This window comes from Bacillus sp. V3-13 (genome assembly GCF_002860165.1).
Lineage (GTDB): Bacteria > Bacillota > Bacilli > Bacillales > Cytobacillaceae > Bacillus_BJ.
This window is the reverse complement of the sequence record NZ_PGUZ01000069.1, coordinates 1-14,545: the sequence shown is the minus strand read 5'-3', so window position 1 is coordinate 14,545 and position 14,545 is coordinate 1. Positions and strand designations below refer to the sequence as shown.

Below are 14,545 nucleotides of genomic sequence, written 5' to 3'. Positions count from 1 at the left end.
ACTGTCCCTAAATTTTTTTTATTTTGGCTGTAGGGGTGATCCGCTTTGGTTTCGTCTATTATTGTGTGAATGAGAAAGGGGGGGGAGAGAGATTACAGATCGGGTTCTGATTGATAAGGTCAAGGCAGGCAGTGACCATGCTTTCCGGCTGCTCGTTGAAAAATACCGCAATGATGTGTTCCGGACCATCTTTGCTGTGCTCAGGGACCAGAAGGAAGCTGAAGATGCCGCCCAGGAAGTTTTTTTGAAAATATACCTGTCTCTCCCCCACTATGAGTATCAGGGCTTTAAAACATGGATGACAAGAATTGCCGTTAACCACGCGATCGATGTAAAAAGAAAGCAAGTGCGCCGGCGGGAAGATATCATGGACCTGGTTGATGACTTGAATCCGGGCCACCCGTCCAGCGTAGAGGTTGAGGTCATCACAAGGGAAAGACGCGATCTTGTCAGGAAAAGGCTTCATGAACTCCCGGAAAATTATCGGGACGTAATTTATGGTTTTTACATAGAAGAAAAAAGCTATCAAAAAATGGCGGAAGAACAACATGTCCAGGTGAAAACGATCGAAACAAAGTTATACAGAGCGCGCCAGTGGATGAAAGCACATTGGAAGGAGGACGATTTTTCATGAACCATTTTTCTATAGAAGACTGGAAAAAATATCTGAAAAACGAAATTAGCGATGATGCCCGCGGGACATATGAAAATCATCTCTACTCCTGCGACCAGTGTCTGGAAGTATACATGCTCGCTTTAGCTGAAGAGGAAGCGGCATTGCCAGCGATTGAAAAAGAAACGGACTTTATCAATATGGTGATGAACTCGATCGCGGTCGTCAAACAGGAATCGCAACAGGAAAAGCAGCCTAAGCGATCAACAAGATATTACCAGACAGCTGCATTCCATTTTGTGCTCGCAGCAGCGATGACATTGCTGTTAATGGGAACGGGCGTATTCCAGTCCGTTACGGGCTATACCGATACAATCGAAAACAGAAATCTCCAAGAAAAGCAGCCTTCGATTACAGAAGGAATTATGGACAGAACATTTACTTGGCTGGATTCTTTTAACATGAAAAACAAGGAGGCGAATCAATAATGAAAAAAAATCCTCTCATTGCATTTTTGCTGGCATTTTTCCCCGGTGGAGGACTTTTATATTTAGGCAAATTACTAAGGGGTATTTTTTACACTGCGGCTGTTTTCGGATTACCGATGTTTGCCTTCGCGATGATGAGCGTCAGCTATAATGAATCATTTATTGTGTTTGCGCTGGCCGGGCTATTGGTTTACATTGTGAATTTTATTGACACAGCGATTACAGCGTCAAAGCTATATAAACAGCCTGCTCAAATTGAGGAAAATAAAAAGCTCAGTTCTAATGAAGAATCGGAACGCTTTTTTACCATTATCCTTTCGTTTGTGCCGGGTGTCGGACATTTCCAGCTCGGATTGATGAACCGGGGCCTGACCCTGCTGGCAGCTTTTCTCGGACTCGGGGTGATGGTGTTGTTTGTATCCATCCTTACCCAGCGCAGCGAATTTCTTGTTTTTCTATTAATCGCTCCTGTCATCTGGATTTATGGTTTTTTTGACGCGATTCAGCAGCTGAATAAAAAACAACGGGGTGAGGAGCTGATTGACAGGACGATTCTGGAAGACTTTGAATTGAGAAGAGAAGAGGGAAAAAAGAGCAAAGCAATTGCGACGTTTTTATCGATTTTTCCAGGGGCTGGCCATCTTTATCTTGGTTACCAGCGTCGCGGCATACAATTGATGGCAGCCTTCCTGTTTTCCATGTATATTCTCGATGTTTTACGACTGGGAATCTTCCTGTTTCTGATCCCGATTATCTGGTTTTACAGCTTTTTTGACGGTATGCAAAAAGCAACCCGTTACGGGGAAGGCCCAATCGAGGATACTCCGATCATTTCTTATTTCATTAACCATCAAAAATGGGTCGGAATCGGCCTCGTCCTGCTTGGCTTATATTACATGACGACGAATATGATACTTCCGGCTCTTTCACCAATGCTTTATGACATGATCGATATTGATTTACAGTATTGGTTTGACCGTTATTTCCAAACAGGCATCGTTTGCATTCTGCTGATTGGCGGGGGAATCAGGCTGCTGGTCGGGAGCAAACCGGCTAAAGAGGAGGTATCGAAATGAGCATCATCGATAAAGGAAGAGTGGGAAAAATGTTGGCCGGAGTGCTTCTGCCTGGCGGGGGCCCAGGACTGCTGCTGAATGCTAAACGTAGAAAGCAGGTGGAGAAATGAGAACGTGGCGTGTCGGAACTTTTTCGATGGGAGCATCGCTTCTGTTCCTCGGGATATTTTTATTGGTATCGAGCATATTCGGGTATGGCTTAATGAATATCATGATGGCCTGGTGGCCGGCCCTGCTTATTGTCCTCGGCCTTGAAATTCTCTTATTCTTGATTCTCAGCAGGCAGGAGAAACCATTTTTAAAATATGATTTTCTGAGTATCGTGTTTGTCGGCTTACTGGGAACAGCAGGTATTGGTTTTGCGGTTTTAAGCTCAACCGGATTGATCGAAAAGGTGGAAGAAACCCTCAACCGTCAAGAAAAAACATTGGATCTTCCCGGCTTTTCGCAAAACGCTGAGGGAGAAATCAACCGGGTTGTTGTCGAAACCGAAAATTTCCCGATTACGATCGAAGGAACGACTGAGAGAGAAATTTCGATATTTGGGACATATCGCGCCTATCTCGGTAAAGATGAAGTATTGGTTGAGGATGTCGAGGATTACCTGTCCGTCCAGCAAAAAGGAGATTCTTTGTATTTAAGTGTCAACGGTCTGCCAAGTGAAGCAGGTCCGTTTAATCAGTACGCATCACTGGATGTAACCTTGCTCGTTCCAAACGACTTAAAGCTGGAGGTTGCCGCCAATGAAAATGAGGTTACGATGAAGCCGCGCACTTTGCAAAACGATTGGAGTATTGATCATGCGTCTTCGGTAGCCGTTCATTTGCAGGAGAACAGCGACATCAATTTAACAGCTATAGGAGTCCAGGAGCTTAACAGTACGGGCCATAACTGGCAGGTTTCCGATCCGAAAAAGCAAGAATCTGAGGGTCAGCCAACTGGGGAATATACCGAATCGAAGCAAAACGCTTCTCTCAAAGTGGGAGAAGGAACGCACCGCCTTGATATTATGAATACGTACAGTGTTAGTTTCAATAGCTTGCCATAGCTCTTACAGCTGTAAGGGCTTTTCTTTTTTGCGGATTTCCGGCAGCCGGAGGGAAACCTTTGGCAAAAATAGCTTAAAAGGTGTAAAATTTTCTTTGAATTGTGCCCAAAAAACGATCAGGAAATCATTGCTTTCCAGAGTGCAGTTAAGCTATCATGTTAAAAGATGGAATCCACAAAATTGACTATGTTTGATAATCATAAAAATAGGATGATCCAGGATGAAACGTGCAAGAATTATTTATAATCCCACTTCAGGCCGGGAGTTATTTAAAAAACATTTAGCCGAAGTGCTGCAAAAGCTGGAAACGGCAGGCTATGAGACTTCATGCCACGCTACCACTGGTGAGGGTGATGCAACGGCAGCGGCGCGAATAGCGGTCGAACGCCGCTATGATTTAGTTGTAGCTGCGGGCGGAGATGGAACCATTCATGAAGTCGTTAACGGAATGGCCGAGCAGGAATACCGGCCGAAGCTTGGAATTATCCCGATGGGCACGACGAACGACTTTGCCCGGGCTCTTCATATTCCGCGTGATGTCGAAGCGGCTGCCGATATTATTGTGAAAGGGGATACGATTCCTGTTGATATCGGCAGAATGAACGACAAGTACTTCATTAACATAGCCGGCGGAGGCCGCCTGACCGAGCTGACGTACGAAGTGCCGAGCAAATTAAAAACAATGCTGGGCCAGCTTGCTTATTATTTAAAAGGGATGGAAATGCTGCCATCGATTCGCGCTACCGACATTAGCATCGAGTATGACGGAAAGCTTTTTGAAGGAGAAGCCATGCTGTTTCTTGTTGGCCTGACAAACTCAGTCGGCGGCTTCGAAAAACTGGCACCGGATGCTTCGATCAATGACGGAATGTTTACACTGCTGATTTTGAAAAAGACGAACCTGGCAGATTTTATCCGCGTTGCCACATTGGCGATCCGCGGTGAACATGTTAATGATCCGAATGTCATTTATACAAAAGCAAGCCATATTAAAGTTCACTCAGCAGAAAAGCTGCTCCTTAATCTCGATGGAGAGCTCGGCGGAGAAGCACCGGCAGAGTTTGAAAACCTTTATCGCCATTTTGAAGTGTTTGTGCCGCTTGATCAGATACGGCCGAATGACCGGCCATAAAAAGATTGTAAAAAACAAGGTATGCACAATGACCTTGTTTTTTTATTTTTGCCGGTCTCTAAAGAGTTAGAAATTGTATGAATTTTCAGTCCTCAATTCAGGAAAATCAAGTCTTTTGAAGGGATAGGGACCAGGCTAAGCGAATATATTAGGCAGTGGTGCAAATCGGATTTGAGTTTCTATTTTTAGATATGAAAGAAAATAATAAAACTGATTAAGGGAGAGTGCAGCCTGCGATGAAAGCTTTTATTAATATTGATTATACGTATGATTTTGTTGCGGATGACGGAGCGCTGACGTGTGGCAAGCCAGGTCAGGAAATTGAAAACAAAATTGTTTCCTTAACGAAAGAGTTTATTGAAAACGGCGATTTCGTTGTGTTTGCAATTGATGTTCACAATCTTGGAGATACATACCACCCGGAAACAAGATTTTATCCGCCCCATAATATACGTAATACGCAGGGACGAGACTTGTACGGGGAGCTGGATAACGTCTATAATGAGCACAAACACAAAGATCATGTTCTTTACATGGATAAAACGAGATACTCTGCTTTCGCCGGAACGGACCTGGAAATAAAGCTGCGTGAGCGCGGCATTACAGAAGTACACCTTGTCGGGGTCTGCACGGATATTTGCGTGCTGCATACGGCGGTTGACGCTTATAACAAAGGCTTTAAAATAATCGTCTATAAAGATGCGGTTGCGTCTTTCAATGAAGCCGGGCATAAATGGGCACTGGGACATTTTGAACATTCGCTTGGGGCAAAGGTTTTATAGAAAATGGAGGGAACTGAATGAAACATCTATATAACGATGATAGTTTGGCGCTTCATACGGATTTGTACCAAATCAACATGGCGGAAGCGTATTGGCGTGACAAAATGCATAATCGAAAGGCAGTATTTGAACTGTTTTTTCGCAAACTGCCTTTTGGCAACGGCTATGCTGTTTTTGCCGGGCTCGAGCGGGTCATTCAATATATACAAAACTTCCGGTTTACCGAAAGTGACCTTGAATATTTAAAAGAAGAAGCCGAATATGATCACGATTTTCTCGATTTTCTGCAAAATTTGCGCTTCACTGGCACGATTCGGTGCATGAAGGAGGGAGAGCTGGTTTTCGGCAATGAACCGATCCTCCGGGTTGATGCACCGCTTGCCGAAGCCCAGCTGATTGAAACAGCGCTCCTTAACATTGTCAACTATCAAACTTTGATTGCAACAAAAGCTTCACGGGTGAAGCATGTAGTCGGCGATCAAACAGCAATGGAATTTGGCACAAGGCGGGCGCAGGAAATGGACGCTGCTGTCTGGGGAACGAGGGCTGCTTACCTGGCCGGTTTCCAGGCAACAAGCAATGTGCGCGCCGGAAAAATGTTTGGCATCCCGGTCGCAGGAACCCATGCTCACGCGCTCGTCCAGGCATACAGGGACGAATATGAAGCATTCCATACATACGCAAGCGCCCATAAAGATTGTGTATTTTTAGTCGATACATATGATACGCTTCGCTCCGGCGTACCTAATGCGATTAAAGTAGCGAAGGAGCTTGGTGATAAAATTAATTTTAAAGCGATCCGCCTTGACAGCGGCGACCTTGCTTACCTTTCCAAGGAAGCGAGGAAAATGCTCGATGAAGCGGGGTTTACCGAAACTCAGATTGTCGCGTCAAGCGATCTGGATGAGTATACGATTATGCATTTGAAGGCGCAGGGTGCGAAAATTGACAGCTGGGGAATCGGCACGAAGCTGATTACCGCTTATGACCAGGCCGCTTTAGGAGCTGTCTATAAGCTCGTAGCGATTGAAGATGAGAACGGGAACATGACCGATTCGATCAAAATTTCCGCCAACCCGGAAAAAGTGACAACTCCCGGCTTGAAAAAAGTCTATCGGATCATTAACAACGTGAACCGGAAATCGGAAGGTGATTATATTGCGATGGAAGATGAAAATCCACAAGCAGAAGAGCGGTTGAAAATGTTCCATCCCGTTCATACGTACATTAGCAAGTTTGTCACCAATTTCACAGCAAAAGACCTTCATGAAGATATATTCGTAGACGGGCAGCTTGTCTATGAGCTGCCATGCCTGGAGGAGTCACGTCAATACGCAGCCGAAAATCTCTCCCTGCTCTGGGACGAATACAGAAGAACTTTGAATCCGGAAGAATACCCCGTCGATTTAAGCCAAAAATGCTGGGATAATAAAATGCGGAATATTGATGAAGTGAGAGAGAAAGTGAAGAAGATAGCAGAAGTGTGATTTTCTGCAACAAAAAATGAGCCTCATTATTCCAGGCTCATTTTTTTATTTGCCATTTTAACGTTCCGGAGCTGTATACAGTAAGTGTTCTTTATTCAATATCATGCATCTCATTTTGTTCCTTTGTTGGACTCCCATATAGCTCATTAATCTCTTTCGCTGCTTCTTCTAAAAATTCATCGGATAAAAGGGGACCGTTCTCCTTACGCATCTTATTACTCCTATCCTGTATTGATATTATGAATTATTGTTTGCCTCATGAATTTATCTCATACATAACAACAATCTTGCAGTTTTTTATTTACTTTTACGCAACACAGGAGTAAGATAATCATCAGTTTCATATTTCTAAATCGCTGAAACCTTACGGTGCGGGGGAACCGTTTTTATGGGTTGTTTCATAATCCAAGGGGTGAATCCTTTAAAAGGAAGGGCTACTCAAGGTCCGAATCCGACAGCTAACCTCGTAAGCGTTAATGAGAAGGAAGGTGGAGCTTGTGAGACATGAAAACTGGTACCCACAGGTCTATTAACTATGGCTTGTGGGCGTTTTCTTATTTATTAATGTAGTCTAGTTTAGTCTGAGATTTTTTATTCATAACAGGGAACAATACTTTTACAACTAGTCGGTGGTGAAAATCAGTGATTTCTGCTATAAAAAGACTTTTAATTGGAAGACCGTTAAAATCAACTGAATTAGGAGAACAAAAGCTTAACAAAACGAAAGCATTGGCGATCCTTTCTTCTGACGCGTTATCATCAGTTGCATACGGTCCGGAGCAAATATTGATTGTACTTGTTACAGTTGGTGCTGCAGCATTTTGGTATTCGATTCCTATCGCAATTGGAGTATTAATTCTGTTAACGGCACTGATTTTGTCATACAGGCAAATTATTTTCGCTTATCCCCATGGCGGTGGAGCATATGTGGTCTCAAAGAAAAACCTTGGTGTCAATCCCGGGTTAATCGCCGGGGGCTCCTTGTTAGTGGACTATATTTTAACCGTAGCAGTAAGTGTGTCTGCCGGGACGGATGCGATCACATCAGCGTTCCCGAGCTTGCATTCTCATAATGTTGCGATCGCCATTCTGTTTGTCGTGTTCATTACAATACTGAACTTAAGAGGTGTCACGGAGTCGGCTTCAGTTTTAGCCTATCCGGTTTATTTATTTGTGTTGGCGTTATTGATATTAATTGGTGTGGGTATTTACAAGATTGTTACAGGGGAAGTTTCGCCTGCTTTGCACACACCAATTGGCACACCTGTAGCGGGGATCAGCTTATTTATCCTCCTTAGGGCATTCGCGTCAGGTAGTTCTGCTTTAACCGGGGTTGAAGCCATTTCCAACGCGATTCCAAACTTTAAAGACCCGGCTCCTGATAATGCTGCTAAAACGTTAATGGCAATGGGCTGTTTGCTTGCTTTGTTATTTTCGGGAATCGTCTATTTAGCTTATTATTATGGCATTGTCCCCAGTGGAGAGGTAACAGTTGTTTCACAAATTGCAGAAGAGACATTTGGCCGGAATTTCATGTATTTCTTCATTCAAGGAACAACTGCATTGATATTAATTCTGGCTGCCAATACTGGCTATTCCGCTTTTCCTTTGCTGGCAGTGAATCTTGCCAAGGATAAGTTTATCCCAAGAATGTTTACCATCAGAGGAGACCGCTTGGGCTACTCCAACGGAATTATCATTCTTGGACTTTCTTCTATCATTTTAATTATTGCTTTTAAGGGACAAACTGAACATCTGATCCCGCTTTATGCAGTCGGAGTGTTTATTCCATTTACATTGTCCCAGACAGGAATGATGGTCAAATGGATTCGTGAAAAGCCCCAGGGTTGGATCGCGAAATTCGTTACTAATTCAACGGGTGCCGTGATCAGCTTTACAGTCACCATCATGTTTTTTTTAACTAAATTTGCACAGGTATGGCCAGTGCTCATCTTCATACCTGTGATCATTTATATCTTTCACAGAATTAGAAATCATTATGAAGCAGTGGGAGACCAGCTTCGGCTTACAACTTGTGAGCCTGCTGTGCCGATTGAAGGAAATGTCATCATTGTTCCCGTGGCCGGTATTACCCATGTAGTTGAGAACTCATTAAACTATGCAAAATCTCTTTCTGCCGACCAGATTATTGCGGTTTACGTTGCTTTTGAAAGGGAAGATGAGAAAAGGTTTGCGGAAAAATGGAAGAAATGGCAACCTGATATTAGATTGGTAACCCTGCATTCTCATTACAGAAGCATCATTCAGCCGTTGACAAAATTTGTTGATATTGTTGAACATAAAGCGAGTGAAGCGAACTATCAGGTCACAGTCATCATTCCGCAATTTATTCCTAAGAAGGGCTGGCACAATATCCTTCATAACCAATCAAGTTTACTGATCCGCTCCTTCTTGCTGTATCGGAGAAATGTTGTTGTGACGACAGTGCCTTATCATTTAAAAAAATAAATCTATGGTTGTTAGGTGGCTTTACTTTATGTGGAGCTGCCTTTTATTATGGATACAGGGGACTTATAAACAGACCAAATACTGATCATTGAGCCTTTGCGTATTAAGTTTATTAAAGATCGATAGAATAAGTTTCAATTTTCTCAAAAAATGGAAATTCATATAATCATTGTTCTGTTCAGGAAGCTAAAGGAAGATTGGACATTAACCGCATCAAATCTTTTCATTTATAAAGGATTATTTATAAATAAGTCTGTTAAATGGACTGGGCGTTGCGCTTATTGCGATCGGAGTTGTTTTAACCGCATTGAGTTAGGTTTTTATAAAATTTTGCTGCAACCCTATGTATTATCATTTACAAATGAAACTGTGCTTGGAATGGTTGTCTCCTGCCTTGGCATTGGAATGCTGTTGGGTGGTCTATTAATGAGCGTATGGGGAGGGCCACAGAAACGAATAAGAGGACTTTTAGGCTTCGGGTTTCTTTCAGGACTGGCTCTTGCATTTTCATGGTTGGCAGCTTTAACCGCCCTGATAGCATTCATTATCATCGACAGGTTCACTTATTAATTACGAATAAACGACTTATTCAGGCGATAATGTATGTGTGGATTGCTGAAATTGCGAAACTTTCTTGATTCATGTTAAGTATATATATATAAAGATTTGATGAAAAACACAGATTGTTAATTAACGAAGGAGAAGAGGCGAAAATAGTGAGCAGTAGTTTTACTTATACAGGAAGAAGCAAGCAGGGCAGTATGTCCAAATTATTAGGTGTCTTTTTTATCGCTATTTCAGTAGCAGCGGCTGGCGTATATACAGGTCAGTTTGTTCCGGCGGCTTTATTTTTGCCATTGGTTATTTGTGAAATTGTATTATTGCTTATCGTTACTTTTACGAGAAAAAAGGTGTCTTACCCTGTCATGTATGCATTCATGTTCATTAGTGGAGTGACTTTATATGCGTCATTAAGCTTTTATGTGAGTGAAATTGGTGCAGGGGAGACGATGAAAGGAATCTTGTTGGGAACAGCTGCGTTTGCAGGGTTAGCCGTATTTGGGCTAAAGACTAAAGAAGATTTTAGCTTTCTGGGGGGCTTCTTGTCCATGAGTGTTTTTGCATTAATAGGGCTGGCTATCTTGCAAATCTTCATGCCTTTTTCCGGCACCGCTGAGATGATTTATGCAGGCTTTGGTGTACTCATATTTACAGGGTTCACAATTTATGACTTTAATAAAATAAAAATGAGGGGATTCTCGGATCAAGAAATCCCTAGACTTGTTATCAGTATCTATCTCGATTTCATTAATCTGATCTTGTTCATTTTGAGATTTTTGCGAAGCAGCAAGTAAACTATTATCATCGCACGATTCGCCATGTAATCACATCCATACGAGTTATGAGTCAATTAGCAAATCTAAAAAAGACATTTCCGAGTTCTGTGGAAATGTCTTTTTAAACCGTTTGAGAAAATATTTTGCATTTCCATAACGGCTAAAACGACAAAGATGACGATGGATTAGGCTAAAACAGCGTTTGAAAGCCAGCCGTTTTTCCTCCAAAGCAATATTTTCCTTAACATTTTCTTAACCTAATCATAACTTGCTTCCATCTATCATTTGTAGTTATGGTAAATGAGGAAGATGTCGTTTACCCAATAAACTAAGGGGATATGAGGATATGAAATCGCAAAATGCGAATCATCGTTATCGGACGGTGGCTGTCATTGTCTATATACTGGTTATTTTTTCACTCATAATGGCAATCATGCGGGCCGTACCATCCGTTGAAGTTGTGTCAAAAGAGGACACCTCAGGGAAGGTTTCTGCAGAACGAGTGTATGATCATCTGAAGAAGATTGCACAGCAACCGCGACCTGTAGGCTCTGCTTACCATGAACAGTCAAAAGAATACATCGCCGATACCATTAGGGACATGAACGTCCCAGTTGTTATTGAGCAATCCACGGTCATGCATGACAAGAAGAAACTGCCGATTCAGAACATTGTTGCCACGATGGAAGGTACACAACCGGGCAAACAGGTGATGGTAATGGCGCATTATGATTCTGTGCCTGAGGGACCGGGGGCGAATGACGACGGAGTGAATGTGGCCGTGATGTTGGAAGCGATGCGAGTATTGAAAAAAGACGAGCCGATGAGAAATACAATGGTGTTCCTGTTCACGGACGGGGAGGAATTGGGGCTTTACGGCGCAAAGGAGTACCTAAAGAAGCATTCCTCCGAACACACCGGTTTCGTCATAAATCTGGAAGCCCGTGGTTACAAAGGGCCCGTCATTCTTTTCCAGACAAGCGGGACGAACGGCAGCGCCATTGAACTATTTAACGAGTATGTGAACAATCCGTACGCTTTTTCTTTTATGGAAGATATATACCGTCATTTGCCTAACGATACCGATTTTAGTCCGTTTAAAGAGGAAGGCATATCCGGATTGAATTTCGCATATGCGGAAGGGGGCCATGTTTACCATTCCAAGGAAGATGATTTGGAGCATGTCCACCTACCAACGGTTCAGCATAGTGGACAATATGTGTTATCTATGACGAAGGCACTCAGTTCTATCGATTTGTCTACTTTGGGGGATCAACAGAATCAAGTGTTCTTTAACGTATTTGGTGATCTTGTCGTTTTTCCCGTATCCTGGAACGTCTTTCTTGCAGCAATCGCTTTACTTCTCAGTGCTACGACTATTTTATATGGTTGGAGAAAAGGAGATATCGTTCTTCAGAGAAGCAACCGATGGGTGATTTTTACTGTAGCCGCAGCTATTCTGCTGTACTTATATGGAAGCTTATTTTCCATCGCTTACTCCATCTATGGATTAAATGGCTTTTCTTCCATGCTTCTAATTGCATTAGCGGCCATTTCCATTCTTGGCCTCCTGTTCTATTGGATTTTGCGAAAGCTGAAGGTCGTCTCCCGATTGAAGAAACTTGTCCAGGGGCTGTCGGTCATAGATATTGTTGTTGGGGCCATGCTGATCATGGCCGCACTGACCGTCTGGACCAAGTTCATTATGCCGGGAAGTCATTATTTATTTGCAATTCCGTTGATGGTCAGTTCGTTCAGCTTGTTGGGATTCATGCTGATGCGCCAGTCTATGACAGCGTGCATGATTTTGTCTTTGATTGCAGCCGTACCGCTCACGGCTGATTCTGTATCCTGTTTTGCGATTGTTGTTTATTGGCTTCGGAATTGCAGGCATTCATTATTTGCTCATTATCCTTTTGTTATACGTTCCTTTGATTCTACCGGCTACGCTTTACTATATAGAAACTAAGGTACTAGGTTATAAATCTTCTGAAATCCCAATTTTGGGCGATTAACGAGAACGCCGTTTTCAGTCATCACTTGAGAAGATAATCTTACAATTTATGACTTTAATAAATTAAAATCTAAAAAAGACATTTCCGATTACAATGGAAATGTCTTTTTAAACGGGAAGTTTCTTTTAGAAAATATTTTGCAGTTCCGTAATGGCTAACACGACAAAGATAATAATCGACAAGGCTAAAACGGCGTTTGAGAGCCAGCCATTTCTTGCTTCGTTTTTCATATGCTTTTTCGAGTTAAGCAGCCAAAGAAGAGTAAACGCCAGAAAAGGCATGAATAATGCCCCTAAGGCCCCGTAAACAATAATCAGGCCGACTGGCTTTCCGATAAAATGCAACAGCATTGGCGGGAAAGTAAGCCAAAGCACGTAAAAGCGGTATGATTTTGTTTTGCTTAAATCTTCGTCTTTAATATTTGTGTGGCGCACCGTCCGCACAAAATCAGCAAATAAATAGGAAACGCCATTCCATACACCAAGAACTGAGGTGAATGAGGCTGACCAAAAACCGGTAAGAAACAGCCAGCGGACCGAAGGATGCAATTCATTTCCAAGAACTGAAGCAAACGAAACGAGGCCTTGCTCACCGTTTACAGTGCTGTCTGTACCATATAATAATGCGGCCCCGAGAATAAGCAGTGAAATGGTGAAAATCGCTGTTACGATATAAGCTATAGCAGAATCAAAGCGCATCATTTTCAAAAAAGAGGGCCCTTTCCAGTGATGCTCTTGCAGCCAATAGCCATACGAAGCCATCGTAATCGAACCTCCAACGCCGCCAATCAGCCCGAGAGCATACAATAACGAGCCGGGAGGGAGCGATGGAACAGCTGTGTTCCATAAACCGTTCAGATCGGGTATAACGAGAAGAGCGGATCCTACGACGGTAATAAACATGATAGCAATCAATATATTCATAACATGTTCAAACGCCTTGAAACCACCCCACCATATTAATACAAAGCCGATGACTCCGTGTATTACAGCCCATGCCCATAATGGCAGAACAGGGAACATGGCTGACATAGCCAAAGCACAGGAAGACGTGCCAGCTGCACCGTAAACAAAGCCCCAAATAATTGAATATGTACCAAAATAACCGGTTGTCCATTTACCAAGTAGTGTCCAGCCTGTCAAAATGGTTTTTCCACTTAATAAATGCCAGCGGCCAACCCCTTCATTTAATGCGAATTTTAAAATTGCACCAATGATAATTGCCCATAAAAAAACAAGTCCGTACTGTGTACCTGCAACGAGAGCAGCTACTAAATCACCGGCCCCGACACCGGTTGCTGCAACGATTAAGCCAGGACCGATAATCGATTTTTTCTGGATCGGTAAACCTTGTTGTGCAGAAATATTCTCTGTATGCGTTTTCATTCTTTGCTCCTCCCTAAATAAAAATTTTCAAAATTCATATAATTATTCTAACTAATTTCCCTGTTTTATACAAAAATAATGATTTATGGTTGGCTATACGCGATTTAAGATTAAAATTCAGGCGGGGATTCTGGGGGATTCTATAGCTGAACGGAGGTTTATTGGCCCTCCTACGGATGTCAGAAGGGCCTCGTACTGACACTATTGTGTGATGTCATCATCGGTTGACATTGGTTGAATCTGGTTCGTACTGCCCTTTTTGTTTTTCTCATGTGCGGGGTTTTGTTGCTCAAACTGTTTAAGCTGTGTGTTTACAGCTTCAGACTGGATCATGTGACCCTGATTGTCTCTATTCATTGGTTAATTGCCTCCTTCGTCATCATGGTTCATGATTATCATGAGGATAAGCCGGAAAGTTTATGCAAACAGCATTCCATTTTTTAATACCTGGGATAAAGGAGGCAAGTGATTCAGGGAAAAGTCCTTCATCCAAGTGGTGAAGGACAAAAGGAGGCTACTGGGCTAGGCAAAAAGTCCTTCATCCAGGTGATGAAGGACAAAAGGAGGCAAGTGATCCAGGGAAAAGTCCTTCATCCAAGTGATGAAGGACAAAAGGAGGCAAGTGATCCAGGGAAAAGTCCTTCATCCAGGTGATGAAGGACAAAAGGAGGCAAGTGATCCAGGGAAAAGTCCTTCATCCAGGTGATGAAGGA

Annotated in this window: 14 protein-coding genes and 1 riboswitch; of the genes, 11 read left to right on the top strand and 3 right to left on the bottom strand. The window is 42.8% G+C overall.

Annotation, left to right across the window (positions count from 1 at the left end):
* The first annotated feature begins 91 nt into the window (after nucleotides 1–91).
* The 7 genes from CU633_RS19735 (at nucleotide 92) to CU633_RS19705 (ending at nucleotide 6,626) form a co-directional block, all read left to right on the top strand.
* Entirely contained in the window at nucleotides 92–634 is a 543-nt protein-coding gene (locus CU633_RS19735; RefSeq protein ID WP_101662269.1) for a sigma-70 family RNA polymerase sigma factor, read from the top strand.
* The gene (locus CU633_RS19730; RefSeq protein WP_101662268.1) at nucleotides 631–1,101 is read left to right on the top strand and encodes a hypothetical protein; all 471 of its coding nucleotides are present in this window, start codon (nucleotides 631–633) and stop codon (nucleotides 1,099–1,101) included. The genes CU633_RS19735 and CU633_RS19730 overlap by 4 nt, the downstream gene beginning before the upstream one ends.
* Nucleotides 1,101–2,177, top strand: coding sequence for a hypothetical protein (locus CU633_RS19725; protein WP_101662267.1), 1,077 nt, complete (start codon nucleotides 1,101–1,103; stop codon nucleotides 2,175–2,177). Before CU633_RS19730 ends, CU633_RS19725 begins: the two co-directional genes overlap by 1 nt.
* A gap of 106 nt (nucleotides 2,178–2,283) precedes the next feature.
* Nucleotides 2,284–3,225 carry a hypothetical protein gene (locus tag CU633_RS19720; RefSeq protein WP_101662266.1) on the top strand — a complete coding sequence of 314 codons (942 nt, stop codon included), beginning with the start codon at nucleotides 2,284–2,286 and terminating at the stop codon, nucleotides 3,223–3,225.
* 220 nt (nucleotides 3,226–3,445) lie between these two features.
* Nucleotides 3,446–4,357, top strand: a complete 912-nt coding sequence (locus tag CU633_RS19715; RefSeq protein ID WP_101662265.1) for a diacylglycerol kinase — start codon at nucleotides 3,446–3,448, stop codon at nucleotides 4,355–4,357.
* Between the two features lie 236 nt (nucleotides 4,358–4,593).
* Nucleotides 4,594–5,139, top strand: coding sequence for a cysteine hydrolase family protein (locus tag CU633_RS19710; protein ID WP_101662264.1), 546 nt, complete (start codon nucleotides 4,594–4,596; stop codon nucleotides 5,137–5,139).
* Between the two features lie 17 nt (nucleotides 5,140–5,156).
* On the top strand, nucleotides 5,157–6,626 hold the full coding sequence (locus CU633_RS19705) for a nicotinate phosphoribosyltransferase (protein ID WP_101662263.1): 1,470 nt from the start codon (nucleotides 5,157–5,159) through the stop codon (nucleotides 6,624–6,626).
* 91 nt (nucleotides 6,627–6,717) lie between these two features.
* Here CU633_RS19705 and CU633_RS19700 read toward each other — a convergent pair whose 3' ends face one another.
* Complete coding sequence (locus tag CU633_RS19700) at nucleotides 6,718–6,837, bottom strand: hypothetical protein (protein ID WP_101662262.1); 120 nt, start codon at nucleotides 6,835–6,837, stop codon at nucleotides 6,718–6,720.
* A 133-nt stretch (nucleotides 6,838–6,970) separates the two neighbouring features.
* A riboswitch (cyclic di-AMP (ydaO/yuaA leader) is annotated at nucleotides 6,971–7,114 on the top strand.
* 154 nt (nucleotides 7,115–7,268) lie between these two features.
* On the opposite strand from CU633_RS19700, the gene CU633_RS19695 reads away from it, so the two are divergent.
* The 4 genes from CU633_RS19695 to CU633_RS19685 all read left to right on the top strand — a co-directional run bounded on the left by CU633_RS19695 (nucleotide 7,269) and on the right by CU633_RS19685 (nucleotide 12,401).
* Nucleotides 7,269–9,095, top strand: a complete 1,827-nt coding sequence (locus tag CU633_RS19695) for an APC family permease (RefSeq protein ID WP_101662261.1) — start codon at nucleotides 7,269–7,271, stop codon at nucleotides 9,093–9,095.
* 426 nt (nucleotides 9,096–9,521) lie between these two features.
* The gene (locus tag CU633_RS23005; RefSeq protein ID WP_180955042.1) at nucleotides 9,522–9,665 is read left to right on the top strand and encodes a hypothetical protein; all 144 of its coding nucleotides are present in this window, start codon (nucleotides 9,522–9,524) and stop codon (nucleotides 9,663–9,665) included.
* Between the two features lie 146 nt (nucleotides 9,666–9,811).
* Complete coding sequence (locus tag CU633_RS19690) at nucleotides 9,812–10,450, top strand: Bax inhibitor-1/YccA family protein (RefSeq protein WP_308314804.1); 639 nt, start codon at nucleotides 9,812–9,814, stop codon at nucleotides 10,448–10,450.
* Between the two features lie 328 nt (nucleotides 10,451–10,778).
* Entirely contained in the window at nucleotides 10,779–12,401 is a 1,623-nt protein-coding gene (locus tag CU633_RS19685; RefSeq protein ID WP_101662260.1) for a M20/M25/M40 family metallo-hydrolase, read from the top strand.
* A 171-nt stretch (nucleotides 12,402–12,572) separates the two neighbouring features.
* On the opposite strand, the gene CU633_RS19680 is transcribed toward CU633_RS19685, so the two are convergent.
* Together CU633_RS19680 and CU633_RS23000 are read right to left on the bottom strand one after the other, a co-directional pair.
* Nucleotides 12,573–13,832 carry an Nramp family divalent metal transporter gene (locus CU633_RS19680; protein ID WP_101662259.1) on the bottom strand — a complete coding sequence of 420 codons (1,260 nt, stop codon included), beginning with the start codon at nucleotides 13,830–13,832 and terminating at the stop codon, nucleotides 12,573–12,575.
* Nucleotides 13,833–14,033: 201 nt separating this feature from the next.
* Entirely contained in the window at nucleotides 14,034–14,189 is a 156-nt protein-coding gene (locus CU633_RS23000) for a hypothetical protein (RefSeq protein WP_180955041.1), read from the bottom strand.
* Nucleotides 14,190–14,545: the final 356 nt, after the last annotated feature.